The sequence below is a fragment of the Streptomyces sp. CB02400 genome (assembly GCF_001905725.1).
GTDB classification, from domain to species: domain Bacteria; phylum Actinomycetota; class Actinomycetes; order Streptomycetales; family Streptomycetaceae; genus Streptomyces; species Streptomyces atrovirens.
This window is the reverse complement of the sequence record NZ_LIWB01000025.1, coordinates 12,344-35,321: the sequence shown is the minus strand read 5'-3', so window position 1 is coordinate 35,321 and position 22,978 is coordinate 12,344. Positions and strand designations below refer to the sequence as shown.

At 71.1% G+C, this 22,978-nt stretch carries 21 protein-coding genes; 12 read left to right on the top strand and 9 right to left on the bottom strand.

The genetic code is table 11. The annotated features are described in order from the left end of the window. Positions 1 to 22: 22 nt before the first annotated feature. Positions 23 to 1,561: a S8 family peptidase gene (locus AMK33_RS36900; RefSeq protein WP_073937443.1), complete on the bottom strand. Its 1,539-nt coding sequence runs from the start codon at positions 1,559 to 1,561 to the stop codon at positions 23 to 25. 267 nt (positions 1,562 to 1,828) lie between these two features. Here AMK33_RS36900 and AMK33_RS36895 point away from each other — a divergent pair, with 267 nt between their 5' ends. From AMK33_RS36895 to moaA, 3 genes are all read left to right on the top strand, one after another. Beyond that, entirely contained in the window at positions 1,829 to 2,185 is a 357-nt protein-coding gene (locus AMK33_RS36895; RefSeq protein ID WP_073937442.1) for a DUF485 domain-containing protein, read from the top strand. Then, the gene (locus AMK33_RS36890; RefSeq protein ID WP_073937441.1) at positions 2,182 to 3,810 is read left to right on the top strand and encodes a solute symporter family protein; all 1,629 of its coding nucleotides are present in this window, start codon (positions 2,182 to 2,184) and stop codon (positions 3,808 to 3,810) included. Before AMK33_RS36895 ends, AMK33_RS36890 begins: the two co-directional genes overlap by 4 nt. A gap of 194 nt (positions 3,811 to 4,004) precedes the next feature. Next, complete coding sequence (moaA, locus tag AMK33_RS36885; RefSeq protein WP_073937440.1) at positions 4,005 to 4,994, top strand: GTP 3',8-cyclase MoaA; 990 nt, start codon at positions 4,005 to 4,007, stop codon at positions 4,992 to 4,994. 116 nt (positions 4,995 to 5,110) lie between these two features. Here moaA and AMK33_RS44315 read toward each other — a convergent pair whose 3' ends face one another. Next, positions 5,111 to 5,332, bottom strand: a complete 222-nt coding sequence (locus tag AMK33_RS44315; protein ID WP_073937557.1) for a hypothetical protein — start codon at positions 5,330 to 5,332, stop codon at positions 5,111 to 5,113. 225 nt (positions 5,333 to 5,557) lie between these two features. Next, positions 5,558 to 5,956 carry a DUF3099 domain-containing protein gene (locus AMK33_RS36875; RefSeq protein ID WP_073937439.1) on the bottom strand — a complete coding sequence of 133 codons (399 nt, stop codon included), beginning with the start codon at positions 5,954 to 5,956 and terminating at the stop codon, positions 5,558 to 5,560. Positions 5,957 to 6,200: 244 nt separating this feature from the next. Here AMK33_RS36875 and AMK33_RS36870 point away from each other — a divergent pair, with 244 nt between their 5' ends. After that, positions 6,201 to 6,485, top strand: a complete 285-nt coding sequence (locus tag AMK33_RS36870; protein ID WP_073937438.1) for a GlsB/YeaQ/YmgE family stress response membrane protein — start codon at positions 6,201 to 6,203, stop codon at positions 6,483 to 6,485. A gap of 119 nt (positions 6,486 to 6,604) precedes the next feature. Here AMK33_RS36870 and tyrS read toward each other — a convergent pair whose 3' ends face one another. From tyrS to AMK33_RS36855, 3 genes are all read right to left on the bottom strand, one after another. Further along, positions 6,605 to 7,873 (bottom strand): tyrosine--tRNA ligase, encoded by a 1,269-nt coding sequence (gene tyrS, locus AMK33_RS36865; RefSeq protein ID WP_073937437.1) that lies wholly within the window; start codon positions 7,871 to 7,873, stop codon positions 6,605 to 6,607. Between the two features lie 66 nt (positions 7,874 to 7,939). After that, positions 7,940 to 9,334: a metallopeptidase TldD-related protein gene (locus tag AMK33_RS36860; RefSeq protein ID WP_073937436.1), complete on the bottom strand. Its 1,395-nt coding sequence runs from the start codon at positions 9,332 to 9,334 to the stop codon at positions 7,940 to 7,942. Between the two features lie 82 nt (positions 9,335 to 9,416). Then, positions 9,417 to 10,940 (bottom strand): TldD/PmbA family protein, encoded by a 1,524-nt coding sequence (locus tag AMK33_RS36855; protein WP_073937435.1) that lies wholly within the window; start codon positions 10,938 to 10,940, stop codon positions 9,417 to 9,419. Positions 10,941 to 11,189: 249 nt separating this feature from the next. Here AMK33_RS36855 and AMK33_RS36850 point away from each other — a divergent pair, with 249 nt between their 5' ends. The 3 genes from AMK33_RS36850 to fabI all read left to right on the top strand — a co-directional run bounded on the left by AMK33_RS36850 (position 11,190) and on the right by fabI (position 13,270). Then, positions 11,190 to 11,525 (top strand): hypothetical protein, encoded by a 336-nt coding sequence (locus tag AMK33_RS36850; protein ID WP_143203897.1) that lies wholly within the window; start codon positions 11,190 to 11,192, stop codon positions 11,523 to 11,525. A 252-nt stretch (positions 11,526 to 11,777) separates the two neighbouring features. Continuing rightward, positions 11,778 to 12,497, top strand: coding sequence for a 3-oxoacyl-[acyl-carrier-protein] reductase (fabG, locus tag AMK33_RS36845; RefSeq protein ID WP_073937433.1), 720 nt, complete (start codon positions 11,778 to 11,780; stop codon positions 12,495 to 12,497). Between the two features lie 5 nt (positions 12,498 to 12,502). Next, positions 12,503 to 13,270 carry an enoyl-ACP reductase FabI gene (fabI, locus tag AMK33_RS36840; RefSeq protein WP_073937432.1) on the top strand — a complete coding sequence of 256 codons (768 nt, stop codon included), beginning with the start codon at positions 12,503 to 12,505 and terminating at the stop codon, positions 13,268 to 13,270. 75 nt (positions 13,271 to 13,345) lie between these two features. On the opposite strand, the gene AMK33_RS36835 is transcribed toward fabI, so the two are convergent. Continuing rightward, entirely contained in the window at positions 13,346 to 14,038 is a 693-nt protein-coding gene (locus tag AMK33_RS36835; protein WP_073937431.1) for a FadR/GntR family transcriptional regulator, read from the bottom strand. A gap of 70 nt (positions 14,039 to 14,108) precedes the next feature. Here AMK33_RS36835 and AMK33_RS36830 point away from each other — a divergent pair, with 70 nt between their 5' ends. From AMK33_RS36830 to AMK33_RS36820, 4 genes are all read left to right on the top strand, one after another. Further along, positions 14,109 to 15,431, top strand: a complete 1,323-nt coding sequence (locus AMK33_RS36830) for a CynX/NimT family MFS transporter (RefSeq protein ID WP_073937430.1) — start codon at positions 14,109 to 14,111, stop codon at positions 15,429 to 15,431. 218 nt (positions 15,432 to 15,649) lie between these two features. Further along, on the top strand, positions 15,650 to 15,766 hold the full coding sequence (locus tag AMK33_RS44820) for an SGM_5486 family transporter-associated protein (RefSeq protein ID WP_006132620.1): 117 nt from the start codon (positions 15,650 to 15,652) through the stop codon (positions 15,764 to 15,766). 155 nt (positions 15,767 to 15,921) lie between these two features. Beyond that, the gene (locus AMK33_RS36825) at positions 15,922 to 16,128 is read left to right on the top strand and encodes a hypothetical protein (protein WP_073937429.1); all 207 of its coding nucleotides are present in this window, start codon (positions 15,922 to 15,924) and stop codon (positions 16,126 to 16,128) included. A 66-nt stretch (positions 16,129 to 16,194) separates the two neighbouring features. Further along, positions 16,195 to 16,713, top strand: coding sequence for a SixA phosphatase family protein (locus AMK33_RS36820; RefSeq protein ID WP_073937428.1), 519 nt, complete (start codon positions 16,195 to 16,197; stop codon positions 16,711 to 16,713). An 84-nt stretch (positions 16,714 to 16,797) separates the two neighbouring features. Here AMK33_RS36820 and serB read toward each other — a convergent pair whose 3' ends face one another. Together serB and AMK33_RS36810 are read right to left on the bottom strand one after the other, a co-directional pair. Beyond that, positions 16,798 to 18,006 carry a phosphoserine phosphatase SerB gene (serB, locus tag AMK33_RS36815; protein ID WP_073937427.1) on the bottom strand — a complete coding sequence of 403 codons (1,209 nt, stop codon included), beginning with the start codon at positions 18,004 to 18,006 and terminating at the stop codon, positions 16,798 to 16,800. 94 nt (positions 18,007 to 18,100) lie between these two features. Beyond that, on the bottom strand, positions 18,101 to 20,146 hold the full coding sequence (locus AMK33_RS36810) for a streptophobe family protein (protein ID WP_073937426.1): 2,046 nt from the start codon (positions 20,144 to 20,146) through the stop codon (positions 18,101 to 18,103). Between the two features lie 241 nt (positions 20,147 to 20,387). On the opposite strand from AMK33_RS36810, the gene AMK33_RS36805 reads away from it, so the two are divergent. Continuing rightward, positions 20,388 to 22,952 (top strand): ABC transporter ATP-binding protein/permease, encoded by a 2,565-nt coding sequence (locus AMK33_RS36805; protein WP_201263148.1) that lies wholly within the window; start codon positions 20,388 to 20,390, stop codon positions 22,950 to 22,952. Positions 22,953 to 22,978 lie beyond the last annotated feature (26 nt).

The following is a 22,978-nucleotide window of genomic DNA, read 5'->3' as shown; positions in this document are numbered from 1 at the left end:
GGGAAGTGCGGAGTGGCGCGGGTCACTTGACGGCGCGCAGCGCGTCGACGATGCCGAAGCCGTAGAAGCCGTTGACCCGGCTGCCGCCCTCGCAGGTCGCGTCCTGCGCGCCGTCGCCGTCCTGGTCGTAGGACTCGGGGCAGCCCGGGTTGTTCGCCTGGGCCTTCAGCAGAGCCTGCAGCTGGGCGGGGGAGGCCCACGGGTGCTCGGACTTCAGCAGCGCGGCGACACCGGCGGCGTGCGGCGAGGCCATCGAGGTGCCCTGCAGCCAGGCGTACTCGCCGTTCGGCATGGTGGACAGGATGCGGCCGTCCTTCGACGGCGTGTCCGGGAGCTGGTACTTGCGGTCGCCGCCCGGCGCGGCGACGTCGACGACGCCCTTGCCGTAGGTGGAGTAGTACGACTTGAGGTTCTGCACACCCGTCGCGCTGACGGTGACGATGCCCGGAAGCTGGGTCGGCACGTCGAAGCACTCGCTCGGGTCGATGGTGCGCTCGACCGGCGTGGAGTCGTCGGGGCTGGAGTCGTCGACGATCGCGTCGGAGGCCAGGTCGTGGTTGGAGTTCCCGGCCGAGGCGAGGTGCAGGGTGCCCTTGCGCTGCGCGTAGAGCTGGGCCCGGTTGACCGCGTCGACGATCGCCTTCTGGTCCGGGTCGTCCATGCAGTTGTAGAGCCACGGGTCGACGTAGTAGCTGTTGTTCGTGATCTCCACGCCGTGGTCGGCGGCGAACACGAACGCGCAGACGACGTTCTCCGGGTAGAAGAGGCCGTTGTCCGGGTCGCTGACCTTGATGCCGGCCACCTTCACGCCGGGTGCGACACCGGCGACGCCGACGCCGTTGCGGGCCGCGGCGATCTCACCGGCCACATGGGTGCCGTGGTAGTCGTCGGCCGTGTACGGCCGCCAGGCGCCCTCGCTGGTGTCCGCCTTGCCGCCGACGCAGTTGGCCGACTGGGAGGCGGAGAAGTTCGGGGCGAGGTCCGGGTGGGTGTCGTCGACGCCGGTGTCGATCACGGCGACGGTCACCCTGCGGCTGCCGTCGTTGATCTTCGCGGCCTTGTCGGCGCCGATCGCCCGCAGGTCCCACTGGTCGGCCTCGAGCGGCTCGCTGCCGGGGGTCCGCGCGGAGACGGCCTCCGTCCGCGCGGCCTCGGCGGCCGTCACGAAGTCGGCGGCGCCCTCGTCCGTCGTCCCGGCCGCTGTCAGCGGCGCGGTGCGGGTGGCGCCGGCCGACTGGACCCCGCGCGCCGCGCGGATCTCCTCGCCGAAGTCCGGGTTCGCCGAGTGGACGACGATCACGCCGATCCTGTCGTACGTGACCACGACCTTCCCGCCGGCCGCGGCGATCGCCCGCTCCACCGACGCGATCGTGCGGCGGTCCGCCTTGGTGTTGACGACGTACGCCAGGGCGGGCGCGTCCGTCGCCTGCTCGGCCGACACCGCCCGGGGGGCCGCCGAGGCCGCCGAGGCCGCCGTCGGCAGGAAACCGAGCGAGGCGGTCAGGGAGAGCACGACGGGCACGGCGAGGGCGAGCCGGCGTCTGGAACGCAGATGAGCCATGGGGTCTCCACATCATCCGGAAACGAAACCGGCCCGAGACACGGGTGGTGCTCGGGCAGGTACATGACGGGGTGGTGCAGGGTGAAGCTATCCCGCGCTCTCGCTGGCCAGCAATGTTTCGCCGGCAACGTCTTCGGAAAACGCCACCGGAAAAGAACGGCGGAGAGTTGAACCGGCCCTCGCGTGGCGCCGTGCCCTTGGGCAGGAAGCGCGAGGACACTCGCCTTTCGTCCCCGCCCGAACCGAACCGCACCGCGAGGAGACCCCGTGGCCGCCGAAGCACCGCCCCCCTCGACAGAACAACGCAAACTCCCCACCCCCGAGGAGTTCACCGAGGTGCAGGAGAGCGCTGAGTTCGGTGAACTGCGCCGCTCCTACCGCTCCTTCGCCTTCCCGCTGACCGTCGCGTTCATCATCTGGTACCTGCTGTACGTCCTGCTCTCCAACTACGCGGGCGACTTCATGGGCGCGAAGCTGTTCGGCAACATCAACGTCGCCTTCGTCTTCGGCGTCCTGCAGTTCGTCACCACGTTCCTCATCGCGTGGTGGTACTCCCGGCACGCCGCCGCCAAGCTCGACCCCAAGGCCGAGGCCATCAAGACCCGTATGGAGGGCGGCGCATGAGCCCCTCGATCACCCATGTCACCCTCGCCGCGAGCGAGGCGAGCGAACACCGCGCACTGATCATCACGTTGTTCGTGCTGTTCGTCCTCGCGACCCTCGGCATCACCATCTGGGCGGGCCGGCAGACCAAGGACGCCGCCGACTTCTACGCGGGCGGACGTCAGTTCAGTGCCTTCCAGAACGGGCTCGCGGTCTCCGGCGACTACATGTCGGCCGCCTCCTTCCTCGGCATCGCGGGCGCCATCGCCCTCTTCGGCTACGACGGCTTCCTGTACTCGATCGGCTTCCTGGTCGCCTGGCTGGTGGCACTGCTGCTGGTCGCCGAGCCGCTGCGCAACTCCGGCCGCTACACCATGGGCGACGTCCTCGCCTACCGCATGCGCCAGCGCCCGGTGCGCACCGCGGCCGGCACCTCGACCATCGTCGTGTCGATCTTCTACCTGCTGGCCCAGATGGCGGGCGCGGGCATCCTCGTCTCGCTGCTGCTCGGCATCACCTCCGACGCCGGCAAGATCCTCATCGTGGCCTTGGTCGGCGTGCTGATGATCGTGTACGTCTCCATCGGCGGCATGAAGGGCACCACCTGGGTCCAGATGGTCAAGGCCGTGCTGCTCATCGGCGGCACGATCCTCATCACCTTCCTGGTGCTGCTGAAGTTCAACTTCAACATCTCCGACCTGCTGGGCAGCGCCGCCGAGAACAGCGGCAAGGGCGACGCCTTCCTCGAGCCCGGCCTCCAGTACGGCGCCGACGGCACCACCAAGCTGGACTTCATCTCCCTCGGCATCGCCCTGGTGCTGGGCACCGCCGGTCTGCCGCACATCCTGATCCGCTTCTACACGGTGCCCAACGCCAAGGCCGCCCGGAAGTCCGTGAACTGGGCCATCGGCATCATCGGCGGCTTCTACCTGATGACCATCGCCCTCGGCTTCGGCGCCGCCGCGCTGATCTCCCAGGACGAGATCATCGCCTCCAACCCGTCCGGCAACACGGCGGCCCCGCTGCTCGCCCTGCACCTGGGCGGCGTCGACTCGGCCTGGGGCGCGATCCTGCTCGCCACCATCTCGGCGGTCGCCTTCGCGACGATCCTCGCCGTGGTCGCCGGACTCACCCTCGCCTCGTCGTCCTCCTTCGCGCACGACATCTACGCCAACGTCATCCGCAAGGGGAAGGCCACCGAGAAGGAGGAGATGAGGGCGGCCCGCTGGGCGACCGTCCTCATCGGCGTCGTCTCCATCGCGCTGGGCACCCTCGCCCGCGACCTGAACGTGGCCGGCCTGGTCGCGCTGGCCTTCGCGGTCGCCGCCTCCGCCAACCTGCCGACCATCCTCTACAGCCTGTTCTGGAAGCGGTTCACCACCCAGGGCGCGCTGTGGTCGATCTACGGCGGTCTCGTCGTCGCCGTCGGCCTGGTGCTGTTCTCGCCCGTGGTGTCCGGCGACCCCAAGGCGATGTTCCCCGACGTCGACTTCGCCTGGTTCCCGCTGAAGAACCCGGGCATCATCTCCATCCCGTTCGGTTTCGCGATGGGCTGGCTCGGCACCGTCCTGTCGAAGGAGGAGCCCGACGCCAAGAAGTACGCGGAGCTGGAGGTCCGGTCCCTGACCGGCACCGGCGCCCACTAGATCCGCACACCGATCCACGCACCGCGCGACGGCCGCGTCGTAGGGCCCCTTGTAGGTCCCTACGACGCGGCCGTTCGTCCCTCGTCACATCGGGTCGCTGTGGGTTGTCGGTGGCGTCACGTAGGCTCGCAGGTAGCCGGGCATGAGCGATCCGTGTACCGGGCACGAGTGATTCGTGTAAAGGGAGGGGCCACGTGCTCATCGACACCTACGGCCGAGTGGCCACCGATCTGAGGGTCTCGCTGACCGACCGGTGCAATCTGCGCTGCACCTACTGCATGCCCGAGGAGGGTCTGCAGTGGCTGGCCAAGCCCGACCTGCTCACCGACGACGAGATCGTCCGCCTCGTCGACATCGCCGTCACCTCACTCGGCATCGAGGAGGTCCGCTTCACCGGCGGTGAGCCGCTGCTCCGTCCCGGCCTGGTCGGCATCGTCGAGCGCGTCGCCGCCCTGGAACCCCGCCCGCAGATGTCCCTCACCACCAACGGTATCGGGCTGAGGCGCATCGCGCCCGCCCTGAAGGAGGCGGGCCTGGACCGGGTCAACGTCTCCCTGGACACGCTCCGCCCGGACGTCTTCAAGACCCTCACCCGCCGCGACCGCCACCAGGACGTCCTCGACGGCCTCCACGCGGCCCGCGAGGCCGGACTGACCCCGGTGAAGGTCAACTCGGTCCTGATGCCGGGGCTCAACGACGACGAGGCCCCCGACCTCCTAGCCTGGGCCGTGGAGCACGACTACGAGCTGCGCTTCATCGAGCAGATGCCCCTGGACGCCCAGCACGGCTGGAAGCGCGAGGGCATGATCACCGCCGGGGACATCCTGACCTCCCTGCGCACCCGTTTCGAGCTGACCCCCGAGGGCGACGAGGCGCGCGGCTCCGCACCGGCCGAGCGCTGGCTGGTCGACGGCGGCCCGCACCGCGTCGGCGTCATCGCCTCCGTCACCCGCCCCTTCTGCGCGGCCTGCGACCGTACCCGCCTGACGGCCGACGGACAGATACGCACCTGTCTGTTCGCCACCGAGGAGACCGACCTCCGCGCGGCCCTCCGCTCCGACGCCCCCGACGAGGAGATCGCCCGCATCTGGAAGCTGGCGATGTGGGGCAAGAAGGCAGGAGCAGGCCTGGACGACCCGACTTTCGTCCAGCCGGACAGGCCGATGTCCGCAATCGGGGGCTAGGGAAGCGCCCCGAAGGGGCGCGGGGCCGTATCGATATGCGGCTCCGCCGCGTGGGCGCGACCAGCCACGACGCGCCCGCAGCCGCGAACAACCGAAACCACCCGTGGCAATGGCGCTCACACGCCCCGCGCTTCCCACTCCTCCAGAGGGACAACCTCCTTCAAAAACCCCCGAACCCCCAGGAACTGGGACAAATGCTCCCGATGCTCCTCGCAAGCAAGCCATGTCTTCCGCCGCTCAGGCGTATGAACCTTCGGGTTGTTCCACGCCAGTACGTAGACCGCGGCGGCACGACAACCCTTGGCGGAACAGACCGGCATCTCGGGATCAGGAAGCATCACACCCCCGACCCTAACCCGCCCGGAAAAGGCGACGCCGAGCAGCCACGGGGGGAGCTGCCCGGCGTCGGTCCGTCGCTCCGACGGGGGATGCGGAGCGCGTACGAAGTATGTCACGGGTCACCCCGCCCCCGGCACCGGAACAACATGATTGATCTGAGCTTTTCTTGAGCTTGGCGGGGAAGTGCCTTCCGCTTCCCGCGGTCCGTGCTCACGCCCCGATCTTCACGACCCCTCGGGCCGCTCCGTTCGTGCGCCCGGAGCCGCCTGTGACGCCACATCTTCCGCATCGGATTCCGCGGAACCGTCATTCGTCCGCGACGGCGCGATCATCGGCTTCATCGGCGTCGTCACGAAGGTCGACGGCAGGGACGGCGCGTTCTCGCGCCCGGCGTTGGCGATCACCACCGCGACGTACGGCAGGACCGCCCCGAGCACCAGCGCCACGATCGCGACGTGCCGCTCCACGTTCCACAGCGTCGCCGCGAGGATGACCGAGATCGTACGGACGGCCATCGAGATCACATACCGGCGCTGCCGCCCCCGTACGTCCTCCTGGAGGCCCGTCCGGGCACCGGTGATCCGGAACACCTGGGCGCTGCCGCCGCCATGTTGCTTCCGCATCACATTCCACCATCCGCCCGCATCGGACCTTCCCCGTACCTGACCGGCCGCCGTCCCGTCCCGTGACACCGGGTCCGGACATGTCCACGTTACGCCGCGCCCTGCCGGGGCACGAGAGCGGGTCACCCCGCCCCGCGGCGCACCGTCTGCGCCGTAGCGCGTACGGCATGTCCGACATGCGGCGTACCGCGTCTCGGCCGACACTGGCCGTAATGCTCGCGTCAAGCCGTACGAGGAGGCAGCCATGGGCTGGTTGTGGGCGATCATCGTGGGATTCGTGCTCGGTCTGATCGCCAAGGCGGTGATCCCCGGCAAGCAGCACATCCCACTGTGGCTGGCCACCATCTGCGGCATGATCGGCGCCATCGTGGGCAACGCCATCGCGCGGGGCTTCGGGATCGAGGAGACGCGGGGCATCGACTGGGGCCGGCACATCTTCCAGCTGGGCGCGGCGATCGTCGTCGTCCTGCTCGCGGAGATGCTGTACACCGCGATGCAACGCAGGAAGCACGAGCGGCAGCGGGTCTGACCCGGCACATACGGCGACGGCGGCGTGCGACGACGGCGTACGGCGAGGCGGTTTCCGGCGTACGACGAAGGGGCGGCCTCCGGCGCACGCCGGAGACCGCCCCGCACCAGCCCGTCGGCTCAGCCGGCCGTGACCTCCACCGCCGCCAGGTTCTTCTTGCCCCGGCGCAGCACCAGCCAGCGCCCGTGCAGCAGGTCCTCCTTGGCGGGGACGGCGTCCTCGGCGGTGACCTTGACGTTGTTCACGTAGGCGCCGCCCTCCTTCACCGTGCGCCGCGCGGCCGACTTGCTCGGCACCAGACCGACCTCGGCGAACAGGTCGACCACCGGGCCCAGCTCGGTCACCTGGACGTGCGGCACCTCGGAGAGCGCCGCCGCCAGCGTGCGGTCGTCCAGCCCGGTCAGCTCGCCCTGGCCGAAGAGGGCCTTGGACGCGGCGATCACGGCTGCCGTCTGGTCCGCGCCGTGCACCAGCGTCGTCAGCTCCTCGGCCAGCGCGCGCTGCGCGGCGCGGGCCTGCGGACGCTCCTCCGTCTGCCGCTCCAGCTCCTCCAGCTCCTCGCGGGACTTGAAGGACAGGATCCGCATGTAGCCGGAGATGTCCCGGTCGTCCACGTTCAGCCAGAACTGGTAGAACGCGTACGGCGTCGTCATCTCCGGGTCGAGCCAGACGGCGCCGCCCTCGGTCTTGCCGAACTTGGTGCCGTCCGCCTTCGTCATCAGCGGCGTGGCGTAGGCGTGGACGGTGGCCTCCGGCTCCAGCCGGTGCAGCAGGTCCAGGCCGGCCGTGAGGTTGCCCCACTGGTCGCTGCCGCCCTGCTGCATCGTGCAGCCGTAGCGCCGGTAGAGCTGGAGGAAGTCCATCGCCTGGAGGAGCTGGTAGCTGAACTCCGTGTAGCTGATGCCCTCGGAGGACTCAAGGCGCCGGGCGACCGAGTCCTTCGTCAGCATCTTGTTGACGCGGAAGTGCTTGCCGATGTCCCGCAGGAACTCGATCGCGGACAGCCCCGCGGTCCAGTCCAGGTTGTTGACCATCACGGCCGCGTTCTCGCCCTCGAAGGTCAGGAACGGCTCGATCTGGCCGCGCAGCCGTTCGACCCAGCCCGCGACGGTCTCCGGCGAGTTCAGCGTGCGCTCCGCGGTCGGGCGCGGGTCGCCGATCTGGCCCGTGGCCCCGCCGACCAGCGCCAGCGGCCGGTGACCGGCCTGCTGGAGCCGGCGCACGGTGAGCACCTGCACCAGGTGCCCCACGTGCAGCGACGGCGCGGTCGGGTCGAAACCGCAATAGAACGTGACGGGACCGTCCGCGAGCGCCTTGCGCAAAGCGTCCTCGTCAGTGGACTGGGCGAACAGCCCGCGCCACTTCAGCTCGTCGACGATGTCCGTCACGGTTCTCGTGTCTCCTCGATGATCTTCGGCCGGTCGGGTGACGGCCGGTTGCGAACGCCTACGAGGTTATACGCCCTGGCTGACAGAGCTCATATTGAAATCGGGGACGCGCAGCGCGGGCATCGCCGCCCTGGTGAACCAGTCGCCCCACTCCCTGGGCAGCGTCTTCTCCGTACGGCCCGCCTCAGCCGCCCGGCCGAGCAGGTCCACCGGCGACTCGTTGAACCGGAAGTTGTTCACCTCACCGGTGACCTCACCGTTCTCTACGAGGTAGACGCCGTCCCGGGTCAGGCCGGTGAGCAGCAGCGTCGCCGGGTCGACCTCGCGGATGTACCACAGGCAGGTCAGCAGCAGCCCCCTCTCGGTGGCCGCGACCATCTCCTCGAGGGAGCGGTCGTCGCCCCCGTCCAGGATCAGGTTGTCGATCCCGGGCGCGGTCGGCAGCCCGGTCAGACCCGCGCCGTGCCGGCTGGTGGTCAGGTGCTTCAGCTCGCCCTCGCGGATCCACTCCGTCGCCGACAGCGGCAGCCCGTTGTCGAACACCGACTGGTCGCCGCCGGAGGAGTGCGCGATCACGAACGGCGCCGACTCCAGGCCCGGCTCGTTCGGGTCGCTGCGCAGGGTCAGCGGCAGTCCGGTCAGCCGCTCGCCGACCCGGGTGCCGCCACCCGGCTTGGAGAACACCGTGCGCCCCTCGGCCGCGTCCCGCCCCGAGGCCGACCAGAGCTGGTAGATCAGCAGGTCCGCCACCGCGGTCGGCGGCAGCAGCGTCTCGTACCGGCCCGCGGGCAGCTCGAGGCGCCGCTCGGCCCAGCCCAGCCGTACGGCCAGCTCCGCGTCGAGCGCCGCCGGGTCGACGTCCTTGAAGTCCCGCGTGGAGCGCCCCGCCCACGCCGACCGCGTACGGTCCGGCGATTTGGCGTTCAGCTCCAGCGTCCCGTTCGGCTGGTCGTGCCGCAGCCGCAGCCCCGTCGACGTGCCGAGGTAGCTGGAGACCAGCTCGTGGTTGGCGAAGCCGTACAGCTCCCGGCCACCGGCACGCGCGCGTGCGAACGCCTCGCCCAGGGCCGGGGCGAAGTCCGCGAACACGGCGGAGGAGGTCTCGGCGGGCGCCTCCGTGAACTCGGGCGACGGGGCCACCCCCGTGACCAGCGGCTGCGCGTCCTCGGCCGGACCCGCACCCCGCGCGGCGGCCTCGGCGGCCCGCACCAGCGGCTCCAGCTCGTCCACGGTCACCGCGGACCGGGACACCACCCCCGAGGCGGTGCCCTGCGCACCGTCCACCGTGGCGATCACGGTGAGCGTGCGCCCGCGCGTGACACCGTTCGTGGTGAGCGCGTTGCCCGCCCAGCGCAGGTTGGCGGTGGACTCCTCGTCGGCGATCACGACACAGCCGTCGGCCCGGGACAGTTCGAGAGCGCGCTCGACGATCTCGTACGGCTTGCTGGAACGCGCGCTCATCGCCCGGCCTCCTGCGTCGTGTTCAGGCTGTGCTTTCCCGGGGGACGGCCCCCGGACCCCCGGCCGATCCCGGTGCTGACGCTCATCGCCCGGCCTCCTGCGTCGTGTTCAGAATGTTGACTCCCTTGAACAGGGCGGACGGGCAGCCGTGCGAGACCGCCGCGACCTGCCCCGGCTGGGCCTTGCCGCAGTTGAAGGCACCGCCCAGGACGTACGTCTGCGGGCCGCCGACCGCCGCCATGGAACCCCAGAAGTCCGTGGTCGTGGCCTGGTAGGCGACGTCCCGAAGCTGCCCCGCCAGCCGCCCGTTCTCGATCCGGTAGAAGCGCTGCCCGGTGAACTGGAAGTTGTACCGCTGCATGTCGATCGACCACGACCGGTCCCCGACGACGTAGATGCCCCGGTCCACGCCCCCGATCAGGTCCTCCGTCGACATCCCGGCCGGATCAGGGCGCAGCGACACATTGGCCATGCGCTGCACCGGCACATGGCCGGGGGAGTCCGCGAACGCGCACCCGTTGGACCGCTCGAACCCGGTCAGCTTCGCGATCCGCCGGTCGAGCTGGTAGCCGACCAGCGTGCCGTCCTTCACCAGGTCCCAGGACTGCGCCTCGACGCCCTCGTCGTCGTAGCCGACGGTGGCGAGCCCGTGCTCGGCGGTGCGGTCACCGGTGACGTTCATCAGCTCGGAGCCGTACTTCAGCTTGCCCAGCAGGTCGAAGGTGGCGAACGAGGTCCCGGCGTACGCCGCCTCGTAGCCGAGCGCGCGGTCCAGCTCGGTGGCGTGCCCGATGGACTCGTGGATGGTCAGCCACAGGTTGGACGGGTCCACCACCAGGTCGTACAGCCCCGCCTCGACGCTCGGCGCCCGCATCTTCTCCGCGAGCAGCTCCGGAATCCGCCCCAGCTCGTCGTCCCAGTCCCAGCCGGTGCCCGTCAGGTACTCCCAGCCACGCCCGACGGGCGGCGCGATGGTCCGCATGGAGTCGAACTCACCGCTGGAGTCGTCGACGGACACGGCCGTGAACACCGGGTGCAGCCGCACCCGCTGCTGCGTGGTCACGGTCCCGGCGGTGTCGGCGTAGAACTTGTTCTCGTGCACGGTGAGCAGCGAGGCGTCGACGTGGTCCACCCCGTTCGCCGCCAGCAGCCGCGCGCTCCACTCGGCCAGCAGCCCGGCCTTCTCCTCGTCGGGCACGGCGAACGGATCGATCTCGTACGACGACACCCAGGTCTTCTCGGAGTGCACCGGCTCGTCGGCCAGCTCCACCCGCTCGTCCGACCCCGCCGCCCGGATCACCTGCGCGGACAGCTTCGCCATCGCCACCGCCTGTGAGGCGACCTTGGCGGCGGCGTCCAGGGTCAGATCCACCCCGGACGCGAACCCCCAGGTCCCGCCGTGCACCACGCGCACCGCGTAGCCGAGGTCGGTGGTGTCCGACGACCCCGCCGGCTTGGCGTCCCTCAGCCGCCAGGACGCGTTGCGCACCCGCTCCAGACGGAAGTCCGCGTGCTCCGCCCCGAGCGCCCGCGCGCGTGCGAGCGCGGCGTCGGCGAGGGCCCTCAGCGGCAGCGCCAGAAACGACTGATCGACCTCATGGGCCACGAGTGGCCTCCCCTTCTCACCATCGCGAGATGTGCTCATCCGTCAGCAGTGAACCACGGGTGCCCCCGGGGAACGTGACGGACGGCCGCCGCGGTGTGCCACTCGCGCCCAGGGGCTCTCAACTTCCTCCGGAACAACGGCTGTTCACCAATCGGCAGATGTCCCGTCACTGTCCGTGCGCGGAGCCGCCGTACGTTCGGGAGCGCCGGTCCGGACGATCATCCGGACAGCCCGACTCAAGGAGTGCGTATGCGTATGCGTCGTGTGGCCGCCCTGGCGGCCGCGACCGCCGGTCTTCTCACGGCCCTGTCCGCCCCCGCCGCGGTCGCCGACGAGCCCCTGCAAAGGACGGGCGGGCTGACGGCCTGCAACCACCGCGCGCAGCACATCAACGTGGAGTTCCCGCTGCGGGGCGGCTTCAGCACCTACGTCATCAACCCGGGCACCTGCCTGAGCACGAGCCTGGGCGACGGCGGGCCCGGCGAGCAGGCCGTGGCGTACGCCCACTACAGCGGCGGGCACAAGCTCGCCGTGGACCACTTCTTCTTCGACAGCGGGACGTGGTACACCCGCCACGTGTACTGAGCCGAAGCGTTCCGGGAGCGCTCCCGTGGGACCGTCCGGTCCGGCGGGAGCGCTCCCGCGCGTTCGGCCCCGCGCCGCCACCCGGGCGCGGGAAGTACGGGGGAGCCCCGCGCGCCCGTGACCGGACGGTGCGGCTTTCTGTAGGGACCCGACAGAGGCGGTGCGAAGGTGCTGTGGGTGGCCGATCGCTCGGATCGGCCCCGGTACCGATAGGTTTTCGCTGTACCAGACCGCTATTGAAAGGGTGACCCGATGAGCCGCTCGGTTCTCGTCACCGGTGGAAACCGGGGTATCGGCCTCGCCATTGCCGGCGTCTTCGCGGAGGCGGGCGACAAGGTCGCGATCACGTACCGTTCCGGTGAGCCGCCCCGGGTGCTCACGGAGCAGGGTGTCCTGGCGGTCCGGTGCGACATCACCGACCCCGAGCAGGTGGAGCAGGCCTACAAGGAGATCGAGGAGGCGCACGGCCCCGTCGAGGTGCTCGTGGCCAACGCCGGTGTCACCAAGGACCAGCTCCTGATGCGCATGTCCGAGGAGGACTTCACCTCGGTCGTCGACACCAACCTCACCGGCACCTTCCGGGTCGTCAAGCGCGCCAACCGCGGCATGCTGCGCGCCAAGAAGGGCCGCGTCGTGCTGATCTCCTCGGTGGTCGGACTGCTCGGCTCCGCGGGGCAGGCGAACTACGCCGCCTCCAAGGCCGGCCTGGTCGGCTTCGCGCGCTCCCTCGCCCGTGAGCTGGGCTCGCGCAACATCACCTTCAACGTCGTCGCGCCCGGTTTCGTCGACACCGACATGACCAAGGTGCTCACCGACGACCAGCGGGCGAACATCGTGTCGCAGGTGCCGCTCGGCCGGTACGCGAAGCCGGAGGAGGTCGCCGCGACGGTGCGGTTCCTCGCCTCGGACGACGCCTCGTACATCACTGGAGCCGTCATCCCCGTTGACGGCGGACTGGGAATGGGTCACTGAACGACATGAGCGGAATTCTCGAGGGCAAGCGCGTCCTGATCACCGGTGTGCTGATGGAGTCCTCCATCGCCTTCCACACCGCCAAGCTGGCCCAGGAGCAGGGTGCCGAGATCATCCTGACCGCGTTCCCGCGGCCCACCCTGACCGAGCGCATCGCCAAGAAGCTGCCCAAGCCCACCAAGGTCATCGAGCTCGACGTCACCAACGACGAGCACCTGGGCAGGCTGGCCGACGTGGTCGGCGAGGAGCTCGGCGGCCTCGACGGCGTCGTGCACTCCATCGGCTTCGCGCCGCAGGACGCGCTCGGCGGCAACTTCCTGAACACGCCGTTCGAGTCGGTCGCCACCGCCATGCACGTCTCGGCGTACTCCCTGAAGTCGCTGACCATGGCCTGCCTGCCGCTGATGCAGAACGGCGGCTCGGTCGTCGGCCTCACCTTCGACGCGCAGTACGCCTGGCCGCAGTACGACTGGATGGGCCCGGCCAAGGCCGCCCTGGAGGCCACCAGCCGCTACATGGCCCGTGACCTGGGCAAGCAGAACATCCGCTGCAACCTGATCTCCGCGGGCCCGATCGGTTCCATGGCCGCCAAGTCCATCCCGGGCTTCGGCGAGCTGGCCTCCGTGTGGGACAGCCGCTCCCCGCTGGAGTGGGACCTGAAGGACCCGGAGCCGGCCGGCCGGGGTGTCGTCGCCCTGCTGAGCGACTGGTTCCCGAAGACCACGGGCGAGATCGTCCACGTGGACGGCGGTCTGCACGCCATCGGCGCCTGACCGGACGCCTTGCCGAGGGCCCGCACCCCGTACGGGGTGCGGGCCCTCGCGTTGGCCTGACTCAGCCGACGGAGGTCAGCCGACGGAGGGCGGACCGAACAGTCCCGGACGGCACACGAACGGATAGGCGGCGGCCTCCTCGGCCGCCGTCGCCGCGTCACCCGCGCGGATCGCGTCCACCAGCCGGCCGTGGTCCATGTGCATCTCCGGGGTCATGCCCTCGCCCACGTCGCCGCGCAGCCAGTCCCGCAGCACCTCGCTCAGGTCCGAGTACATCGCGGTCATCACGTCGTTGTGCGAGGCGGCCACGACCGCCAGGTGGAACGTGGCGTCCGCCGCCACGAACGCCTCCGCCTCACCCGACTCCCAGGCCTCCTCCCGGCGCAGCAGCAGGGTGTCGATCTGCTTGAGGTCCTTCTCCGTACGCCGCTCGGCGGCCAGCCGCGCCGCCGCCGACTCCAGGGTCGAACGCAGCTCGGCGATGTGCCGGGGGTCGGCGTCGGCGAAGCGGCGGTGCATCACGCCGGCCAGCTCGCTCGTGGCCACCACGTACGTGCCCGAGCCCTGGCGGATGTCCAGCAGCCCGTTGTGCGCCAGCGCGCGGACGGCCTCGCGGACCGTGTTGCGGGCCACCCCCAGCTGCTCCACCAGCTCCGGCTCGGTGGGGATGCGTGCGCCGACCGGCCACTCGCCCGAGGTGATCTGGGCGCGCAGGGCGGCGATGACCTGCTCGGACAGGGCCGAACGACGGGGATGGCTCAACGGCATGACACACCTTCGCACGACAGGGGCCCCGTGCGGCGGCCACGGCATGGACAACCAATCATCCTATGATTCTATGATGGGCTTCATGGCTGGTGAGAAAAACCGGACGATCACGTCCACGACCGTACGTACGTCGGCCGCGTCCGGAGTCCGGACCGTTCCTGGGACCGGGGCTGGGGACGGGGCCACGCGCGCGTGGCGGACGCGACTGCTCGTCGTCGGCATCGTGCTGGCCGCGCTCAACCTCCGTCCCGCCATCACCAGCCTGGGCGCGCTGCTGGAGGAGGTCCGCGACGGGCTCGGCATGAGCGGGAGCGTGGCCGGACTGCTCACCTCCGTGCCCCCGCTGTGCTTCGCCGTCTTCGGCGTCACCGCGCCAAGGCTGGCCCGTAGGTTCGGCGCGGGCGCGGTGGTCTGCGCCGGCATGGTCGCCATCGGCGCCGGCCTGCTGATACGCCCGTACGTGGGCGGCACGGCGGCGTTCCTGGCCACCAGCGCGCTGGCGCTGATGGGCATCGCCGTCAGCAACGTCCTGATGCCGGTCATCGTCAAGCGCTGGTTCCCCGACCGGGTCGGCTCCATGACCGGCCTGTACTCCATGGCCCTCGCCCTGGGCACCGCCACGGCGGCGGCCGTGACCGTGCCGCTGACCGACGCGCTGGGCGGGAACTGGCGGTCGGGCCTCGCCCTGTGGGCGGCCCTGGCGGCAGCCGCAGTACTGCCGTGGATCCCCTTCGTACGGGCACGGGAACCGGAGCACGACGGGGCACGTGCCGGACGGGACACTCCCGCCGAGGCGCCGGTACGGCTGCGCATCACCCGCAGCCGTACCGCCTGGGCGCTGGCCGTCTTCTTCGGGCTCCAGGCCACCGCCGCCTACATCACCATGGGCTGGATGGCGCAGATCTTCCGGGACGCGGGCGTCCCCGCGGGCACGGCCGGGCTGCTCCTCGCGGTCATCATGGTGATGGGCGTCCCGCTGGCCTTCGTCATCCCGCGCCTCGCCACCCGGCTGCCCCACCAGGGCCCGATCGTGCTCGTGCTGGGCGTCAGCGGCCTCGTCGGATACGCGGGCCTGTACTTCGCGCCGGCCGCCGGCGCCTGGCTCTGGGCGCTGCTGCTGGGCATCGCGAACTGCGCCTTCCCGCTGGCGCTCACCATGGTCGGGATGCGCGCCAGGACCGGCGCGGGCGTGGCCCAGCTGTCGGCCTTCGCCCAGAGCACCGGCTATCTGATCTCCATCCCCGGCCCGCTCCTGGTGGGCGTCCTCTACCAGCACAGCGGCGGCTGGGGCCTGCCGATCGCACTGATGGCCGCCCTGATGATCCCCCAAATGATCGTAGGCGTCCTGGCAGGCCGCCCCCGCACGGTGGAGGACGAGGCGACGGCCCCTTAGGGGCGCGGGGCTGTGCCGGCATGCGGCTCCGCCGCGTGGGCGCGAGGGGGCTCGGGCCGAAGGGGCGGCGGGGGCGAAAAACGACCGCCCACGACCAGAAGCCACCCGGCACGGACCGCTCGACGGAACCGCCGCACCGGAGGCCCCGGCCGCCAGGCCACCCACGCCGTACGCCCCCCGAAGCCCGCCGCGGGCGACCGAGGTGCGAGACTTGCCGCATGCCAGTCCTCGACCCCAATCCGCAGAACGGCCAGAAGAAGATGCTGCTCGTCTTCGGCGCGTTCTTCGCCATCTTCATCGTCATCGGCGTGATCGCGACCGTCCTCGCCCCGTGACGCCCCATGGTGGTGCTGGCACCACCATCCCCTAGGGGGCCAGGCTCAGGGTCAAGTGGGTGGGTCACCGGATGGGTTGGGACCCAGGGAATCCGTACCTTCGAGATGTGGCCGCGAGACGCGGGCCACGGACCATTCGAAGAGCGGAGGCCCCCATGTCGGCGCGCACGCACACCCGGCCCCACCCGGCCCCCCGGGGCGCCGTCGACACCCGGCTGCCGTGGTGGGCCCTGGCCCTGCCCACCCTCGCCTTCGTCGCCCTGCTCACCCTGGTCCTCAACCCCTCCGACGCCCACGCGACCGTCGGCGATCCCGCGCTCACCCACCTCGTCGAGCGCGCACAGCAGCTCATAGCCCGCTGAACACCCCCCGGAGGCGCCGGTCAACTCCCTGCGCCCCATGGCCTGTTTCATGCGAAGCTGGGTCACATGAGCGTCGCAGAACCCCGCAGGATTGTCCTTTTCCGGCATGCGAAAGCCGACTGGCCCCCGGTCTCCGACCACGAGCGCCCACTCGCCGAGCGGGGCCGCATGGATGCCGCCGTCGCCGGGCGCAAGCTCGCCGACACCGGTATCGCCTTCGACCTGGCCCTGTGCTCCACCGCGGTCCGGACCCGCGAGACCTGGAAGCTCGCGGTCCACGAGTTCCCCGAGCGACCGAAGACCGTCTACGAGGAGCGGGTCTACGATGCCTCGCCCGGCGAGCTGATCGCCCTGCTCAACGAAACCCCCGACGACGCGCAGAACGTCCTCCTGGTCGGCCACAACCCGGGCGTCCAGGGACTCGCCGACATCCTGGCCGGCGCGGCGGAGGGCGACGCCCGCGAGCGCATGAGCCGGCTCGGCTACCCGGCCGCCGCCTTCGCCGTCCTTTCCTTCACCGGCTCCTGGAAGTCCCTCGAGCCCGGCGTCGGCACGCTGGTCGACTACTGGGCGCCCACCGAGTGACACCCGGCACGGCAGGGGTCCGGCACCCGACGTCCGTCGGTGCCGGGCCCGCCCGTCGCCGGGCTGTGCCCCGGTCCGGGCGGCTCAGCCCACGTCGAGCGTGTCCGCCGCCTCGACCTCTTCGCGGGTGACGCCGAGCAGGTACAGGACCGTGTCCAGGAAGGGGAAGTTCACCGCCGTGTGCGCGGCCTCGCGCACCACCGGCTTGGCGTTGAAGGCGACACCGAGCCCCGCCGCGTTCAGCATGTCGAGATCGTTCGCACCGTCACCGATCGCCACCGTCTGCGACAGCGGCACGCCCGCCTCGGCGGCGAACCGGCGCAGCAGCCGGGCCTTGCCCGCCCGGTCCACGATCTCGCCGGTGACCTTGCCCGTCAGCTTCCCGTCGACGATCTCCAGGGTGTTGGCCTGGGCGAAGTCCAGCCCCAGCCGCTCCTTCAGATCATCCGTGACCTGGGTGAACCCACCCGAGACCACGCCCACTTGGTAGCCGAGACGCTTCAGCGTACGGATCAGGGTGCGGGCTCCCGGCGTCAGCCGCACCTCGCTGCGGACCTTGTCCACCACGGAGGCGTCCAGCCCCTCCAGCAGCGCCACGCGCGCGTGCAGCGACTGCTCGAAGTCCAGCTCCCCGCGCATCGCGGCCGCCGTCACCTCGGCGACCTCGTCCTCACAGCCGGCGTGCGCGGCGAAGAGCTCGATCACCTCGTCCTGGATGAGCGTGGAGTCCACGTCCATGACGACCAGGCGCTGCGCCCGCCGGTACAGCCCCGCCCCGACCACGGCGATGTCGACCCCGAGCCTGGCGGCGTCGGTCACCAGCGCGGTCCGCAGCGGTTCCGTCTCCACGCCGGACACCGCGAACTCCACGGCGGTCACCGGGTACTTGGCGAGCCGGAAGATACGGTCGATGTTGCCGCCGGCCTTGGTGATCCGCGCGGCGATCGCCGCCGCCGCCTCCGAGGTGAGGGGGTGTCCCAGCACGGTGACCAGGGAGCGGCCGAGCCCGCGCGGACGGTTGTCGCCCTTGCCGGAGATGATCTCCGCCTGCATCTTCATCGACTCCGCCCAACTGTGGACGGTCGCCCGCAGATCCCCTTCCAGCCCCTTGGGCGGCTCGGTCACGAGCGCGCAGAGCACGATGCGGCCACGGGTGACGACCTGCTCGATGTCGACCACGTCGACCGAGTAGGCGGCGAGGGTGTCGAAGAGGCCGGCCGTGATGCCCGGCCGGTCCTTGCCGAAGATCTTGACAAGGAGGGTGGGAACGTCGGTGGTCTGCGATGCGCTCATGGTGTTCCCACCGTATCCGGCACCCAGTGCCCCGCGCCTCCGAGGTCCGCCAGCCGGACAATGAACACGGCCCGACACCGGGATGTCCCGGACCTTACGTACGGTCCGGCTTCCGGGGCGTCGGGGGAGGGGGCGGCGGTGGCGGTGGAGGCGGCGGAGGCTCGTCCGGCCACAACGGCGACCGCCCCCGCGCCCCGGCTCCCCGCCGGGGCGGCTCGACCGGCCCGATCACGGTGGGCGCCCCATGGACATCGCCGTTCCCCTCAGAATCCCCGGCCACCTGCGGCTCACCACCCCCCGACACCCCACCCGCCGCAGGCACCGCATCCTCCGGCTCCTGCGCCCCGGCTTCCCGCGCCCCGCGCGGTCCTCGCGGCCCCGCCTCCCACGGCTCTTGCTCCCCGTGCGCTTCCTGCGGTCCTCGCGCCGGCGGCCTCCATGGCTCCTGAGCCCTGGTTTCCTGTGGTTCGTGCGGTTCTCGCGGCGGTGGCCCCCACGGCCCCGGCGCCCCGGTCTCCCGTGACCCGCGTGCTTCCCGCGCCCCGCGCGATGCCCCCGGCGGCCCCCACGGTTCCTCCCGCACCCCCGACTCCTGAGGCCCCCGCGGCTCCCACCCCACCCGCAGATACGGATTGGTGTCCGGGTTGGGGGCCCGGTAAGGAACCCCCGGCTCGTACGGCCCGGCGGCCGGCGGCCCGTCCGCGCCCTCGACGCCACCCACCGCCCGCCACCCACCGTCCGCCTTCGTGTCACCCCGTGCCAACGGCGCCGCCCGCACCCCCGCCGCCCCGCTCGCCCAGGCCAGCAGAGCACCCGCCGCGCCCGCGCCCGCGCCCCACACCGCGCCCAGCAGGAGCGCCGTACCGAGCCGGCCGCGCAGCTCGATGCCGGCGCCGAGCGCGTCGAAGCCCAGCACGGACAGCGAGGCGTTCGCCGACACCTCCGTCAGCCAGGCCAGCAACGGCAGAGTCAGCGCCGTAGCGGCACCCAGCCGCAGCGCGCACCGCCCCGCGAAACCGGCCGCTCCGCGATCAGCCGCGTCCCCGACCGGCGTCCGCACGCCCGTCAGCACCCCCGCCAGCAGCATCATCAGCGCGGCGGCCACCGCCAGCAGCCACACCCGCCCGTCGAACTCCGCCAGCCGCCCCAGCGTGACGGACCGGTCCGAGCCGGCCCGCAGCAGATCGTCCACGGGGTGCGGCAGCGCCCCGAGCAGCGCCCCGCTCGCCCGCCCGTCCCACGGCACGAACAGGCCGAGCGGTACGCCGGTCCACACCCCGTTCGGGGCCCCCAGCAGCGCCGCCCCCGCGATCCGCCGAGGATGGTCGTCGCCGATCGCCGCGTACCCCGCCGCCGCGTACCCCGCCGCCACCGCCACCAGCCCCACCGCGACGAGGGCGGACACCGCCGGCCGTACGACACGGTGCACGGCGTCCCAGCCGTCCGGCAGGGGAGTGCGGCGGGACGCCAGCAGCGCGACGAGCAGGACGCCGGCCGTCCAGCCGAGGCCCCCGAGCAGCGTCGGCGCCGTGTCGACGGTGAACCCCACCGCCGCCTCCGCGTCGACGAGATCACCCACCCGGTCCGGCAGCAGCCCCCCGACATCGCCCAGCCCCGGGATCTCGACCCCGCCACCACCCGCCCCCGGCAGGTCGTCAAGGCCCAGCGAGCCCCCGTCGATGGTGATGACGTCGTGCCCCGCCCAGACCAGCCCGCCCGTCATCGTCACGAACAGCGCGACCACCGCGCCCGCACGCGCGAGGAGTTCGGCGCCGGAGACCACAAGTCCCGCCGCCCGTAAGGACCGCAGGAAGAAGTACGACAGCAGCAGCGCACCCACCAGACTCACGCCCAGCGGCGTGATCTCCACGGCCGTGCCGGCCTCCGCACCCGACAGCCCGAAGGCGGACACGTCACCGGACGGCGTGACCGAACCGCCCGCCCCCAGAGCCACCACCGCGGCGGTCATCGGACCCAGCGAACCGGCCGCGTCCGCGTCCAGCAGGTGCAGCCCGAGCGCCGCCGTCCCCGCCATCCCGATCAGCGCCCAGCTCACCGCGGCGACCGCGGACATCACCACATCGCCCCACGGCACGCGCGTACCGTGCTCCGCTGCTCCGACGCCCGTGGCAGCACCCATGGCAGGCCCCCCCGATCCGCGACGCGGCGTGACGGCCGCACATGTCCCCCTCGCGTGGTTTACCACTCTCCGGGCCGATTTCAACCCCGTCGACGAAAGCCGGTGAACACCTTGGTGCGCGCTCGTGACAAGGCCCGACTTTCGGTCAGAGGGCCGACCTGAAATAGTTCCCCCCGATGTTCGCCATCCCTAGACTCCCTGCGACGGGGGAAATTCGGGGGACAACTCAGTGGGGCATGGAGTGCCGGAACTCGTACTGGAATCAAACGGACGGACCTGGACGCTCGATCCGTCCAGGGCATACACCCTCGGACGCGATCCGCAGGGGGACGTCGTGCTGGACGACGCCAGGGTCTCCTGGCGTCACGCCACGATCAGCTTCAACGGGCGCAGTTGGGTCATCGAGGACCACGGCAGCACCAACGGCACGTTCGTGCAGGGGCAGCGGATCCACCACCTGGAGTTCGGTTCCGACACGGTGCTGAACCTGGGCAACGCGACCGACGGCCCGCGCGTGACGCTGTCCGGCGCAGCCGCCGGTGCCGGCACCGCGGCCCCGGCCGCCACGCCGCAGGCCCAGCCGCAGCAGCCGTACGCCGCCCAGGGCGCGAACCCCGGCTGGTCCCAGCAGGCGCCGCCGCAGCAGCAGCCGCCCGCCCAGCAGCCCGGCTGGCAGCAGCCGGCACCGCAGCAGCCCGCGCCGCACATCCCGCAGCAGGGCGGTCCGGGCGAGCAGTACGCGCAGAAGGTGCCCGGCGGCGGCGCGGGCGCGCCGCCGGTCTACGGCGACCGCAGCCCCACCACGTTCCACCAGTTCTCCCTCGGCCGCGTGATGCGCATCGGCCGCGCCCTGGAGAACGACCTGGTCGTCTCCGACCTCCAGGTCTCCCGCAACCACGCCGAGTTCCACTCGACGCCCGACGGCCGCATGGAGATCCGCGACCTCGGCTCGCACAACGGCACGTACGTCAACGGCCAGCCGATCGCCAAGGGCGGCGCCCAACTGCTCGGCCCCGCCGACATCGTGGGCGTCGGTCACTCGACGTTCCGGATCGTCGGCGACCGGCTCGAGGAGTTCGTCGACACCGGTGAGGTGTCCTTCTCCGCCCGCCACCTGACGGTCACCGTCGACGGCGGCAAGCAGATCCTCAAGGACGTCTCCTTCGGCGTCCCCGAGAAGTCGCTGATCGCGGTCATCGGCCCGTCAGGATCCGGCAAGTCGACCCTGCTCAAGGCCCTCACCGGCTACCGCCCGGCCAACCAGGGCGAGGTCCTCTACGACAACCGGAACCTCTACAAGCAGTTCGCCGAGCTGCGCCAGCGCATCGGTCTGGTCCCGCAGGACGACATCCTGCACAAGGAGCTGACCGTCAAGAAGGCCCTCAAGTACGCGGCCAAGCTCCGCTTCCCCGCCGACACCACGGCCGCCGAGCGTGAGTCCCGCATCGACGAGGTGCTGCGCGAGCTCAAGCTGGACATCCACAAGGACAAGAAGGTCACGTCCCTGTCCGGCGGTCAGCGCAAGCGCGTCTCCGTCGCACTGGAGCTGCTCACCAAGCCGTCCCTGATCTTCCTGGACGAGCCCACCTCCGGCCTCGACCCGGGCATGGACCGCGATGTCATGCAGCTCCTGCGCGGCCTCGCCGACGACGGCCGTACGGTCCTCGTCGTCACGCACTCGGTGGCCGAGCTGGCGATCTGCGACAAGCTCCTGGTGATGGCGCCCGGTGGCTCCGTCGCCTACTTCGGCCCGCCCGAGGAGGCGCTGAACTTCTTCGGCTACGACACCTGGGCCGACGTCTTCTCCGCCTTCGAGAACTACCGCGACTACGACTGGGCGGGCCGCTGGAAGGGCTCGCAGCACTACCAGATGTACGCCGCGGACATCGACGCGGTCGCACCGCAGTCCGTACAGGTCCCGCCGATGCAGGCGATGCGGCCACCGAAGCCGCAGGGCTGGATGTCACAGTTCGTGACCCTGGTGCGCCGCTACGTCTCGGTGATCGTCTCCGACAAGGGCTTCCTCGCCCTGATGGTGATCCTGCCGGCCGTCCTCGGCGCGGTCAGCCTGCTCATCGACGCGGACAAGGGCCTGCTGCCCAACCCGCCCAACGCGGCGGGCCGGGTCATCCCGAACGGCACGGCGACCACGGTCCTGCTGATACTCGCGGTGGGCGCCTGTTTCGCGGGCGCGGCGAACTCCGTGCGTGAGCTGATCAAGGAACGGGTCATCTACGAGCGGGAGCGCGCCACCGGCCTGTCCCGCTCGGCGTACCTGATGTCCAAGGTGTTCGTGCTCGGCATGATCACCGTGCTGCAGGGCCTGCTGGTCGGCGTGATCGGCTTCTCCAGCCGGGAGATCCCGGAGGAGGGCCTGGTCTTCGGCGGCTTCACGCTGCTGGAGCTCTCCGTGCCGATCATGGCGCTCGGCTTCACCTCGATGATGTTCGGTCTGATCATCTCCTCGCTGGTGAAGACCGCGGAGAAGACCATGCCGCTGCTGGTGATGTTCGCGATCATCCAGGTCGTCTTCACCGGCTGCCTGTTCACCCTGCACGGCTCGATCGGCGTCAACCAGTTCTCGTTCCTGATGCCGTCGCGCTGGGCGGTCGCCGCCTCGGGCGCCACGCTGGACTTCAACAAGATCAGCCCGCCGGAGACGGCCGGCGACACCGACCCGCTGTGGGAGCACACGGTCGGGGCCTGGGCGATGGACATGGGCGCGCTGATCGTCCTCGGCGTGATCTGCGGCTTCTTCGTGGCCCGCTTCCTGCGCCGCCACGAGCCCGAGGTCATGCGCAAGTGATCCGCGCCGTACGGCCCCGAAGGGCG

Bases quoted from the DNA above. Each gene is read 5' to 3' on its own strand.
- AMK33_RS36820 (WP_073937428.1), top strand. From the start codon at position 16,195: ATGAGCGTCGCAGAACCCCGCAGGATTGTCCTTTTCCGGCATGCGAAA.
- serB (WP_073937427.1), bottom strand. From the start codon at position 18,006: ATGAGCGCATCGCAGACCACCGACGTTCCCACCCTCCTTGTCAAGATC.
- AMK33_RS44820 (WP_006132620.1), top strand. From the start codon at position 15,650: ATGCCAGTCCTCGACCCCAATCCGCAGAACGGCCAGAAGAAGATGCTG.
- AMK33_RS36825 (WP_073937429.1), top strand. From the start codon at position 15,922: ATGTCGGCGCGCACGCACACCCGGCCCCACCCGGCCCCCCGGGGCGCC.
- fabG (WP_073937433.1), top strand. From the start codon at position 11,778: ATGAGCCGCTCGGTTCTCGTCACCGGTGGAAACCGGGGTATCGGCCTC.
- AMK33_RS36890 (WP_073937441.1), top strand. From the start codon at position 2,182: ATGAGCCCCTCGATCACCCATGTCACCCTCGCCGCGAGCGAGGCGAGC.
- AMK33_RS36835 (WP_073937431.1), bottom strand. From the start codon at position 14,038: ATGCCGTTGAGCCATCCCCGTCGTTCGGCCCTGTCCGAGCAGGTCATC.
- AMK33_RS36860 (WP_073937436.1), bottom strand. From the start codon at position 9,334: ATGAGCGCGCGTTCCAGCAAGCCGTACGAGATCGTCGAGCGCGCTCTC.
- AMK33_RS36875 (WP_073937439.1), bottom strand. From the start codon at position 5,956: ATGCGGAAGCAACATGGCGGCGGCAGCGCCCAGGTGTTCCGGATCACC.
- AMK33_RS36810 (WP_073937426.1), bottom strand. From the start codon at position 20,146: ATGGGTGCTGCCACGGGCGTCGGAGCAGCGGAGCACGGTACGCGCGTG.
- fabI (WP_073937432.1), top strand. From the start codon at position 12,503: ATGAGCGGAATTCTCGAGGGCAAGCGCGTCCTGATCACCGGTGTGCTG.
- AMK33_RS36850 (WP_143203897.1), top strand. From the start codon at position 11,190: ATGCGTATGCGTCGTGTGGCCGCCCTGGCGGCCGCGACCGCCGGTCTT.
- AMK33_RS36830 (WP_073937430.1), top strand. From the start codon at position 14,109: ATGATGGGCTTCATGGCTGGTGAGAAAAACCGGACGATCACGTCCACG.
- AMK33_RS36870 (WP_073937438.1), top strand. From the start codon at position 6,201: ATGGGCTGGTTGTGGGCGATCATCGTGGGATTCGTGCTCGGTCTGATC.
- AMK33_RS44315 (WP_073937557.1), bottom strand. From the start codon at position 5,332: ATGCTTCCTGATCCCGAGATGCCGGTCTGTTCCGCCAAGGGTTGTCGT.
- AMK33_RS36900 (WP_073937443.1), bottom strand. From the start codon at position 1,561: ATGGCTCATCTGCGTTCCAGACGCCGGCTCGCCCTCGCCGTGCCCGTC.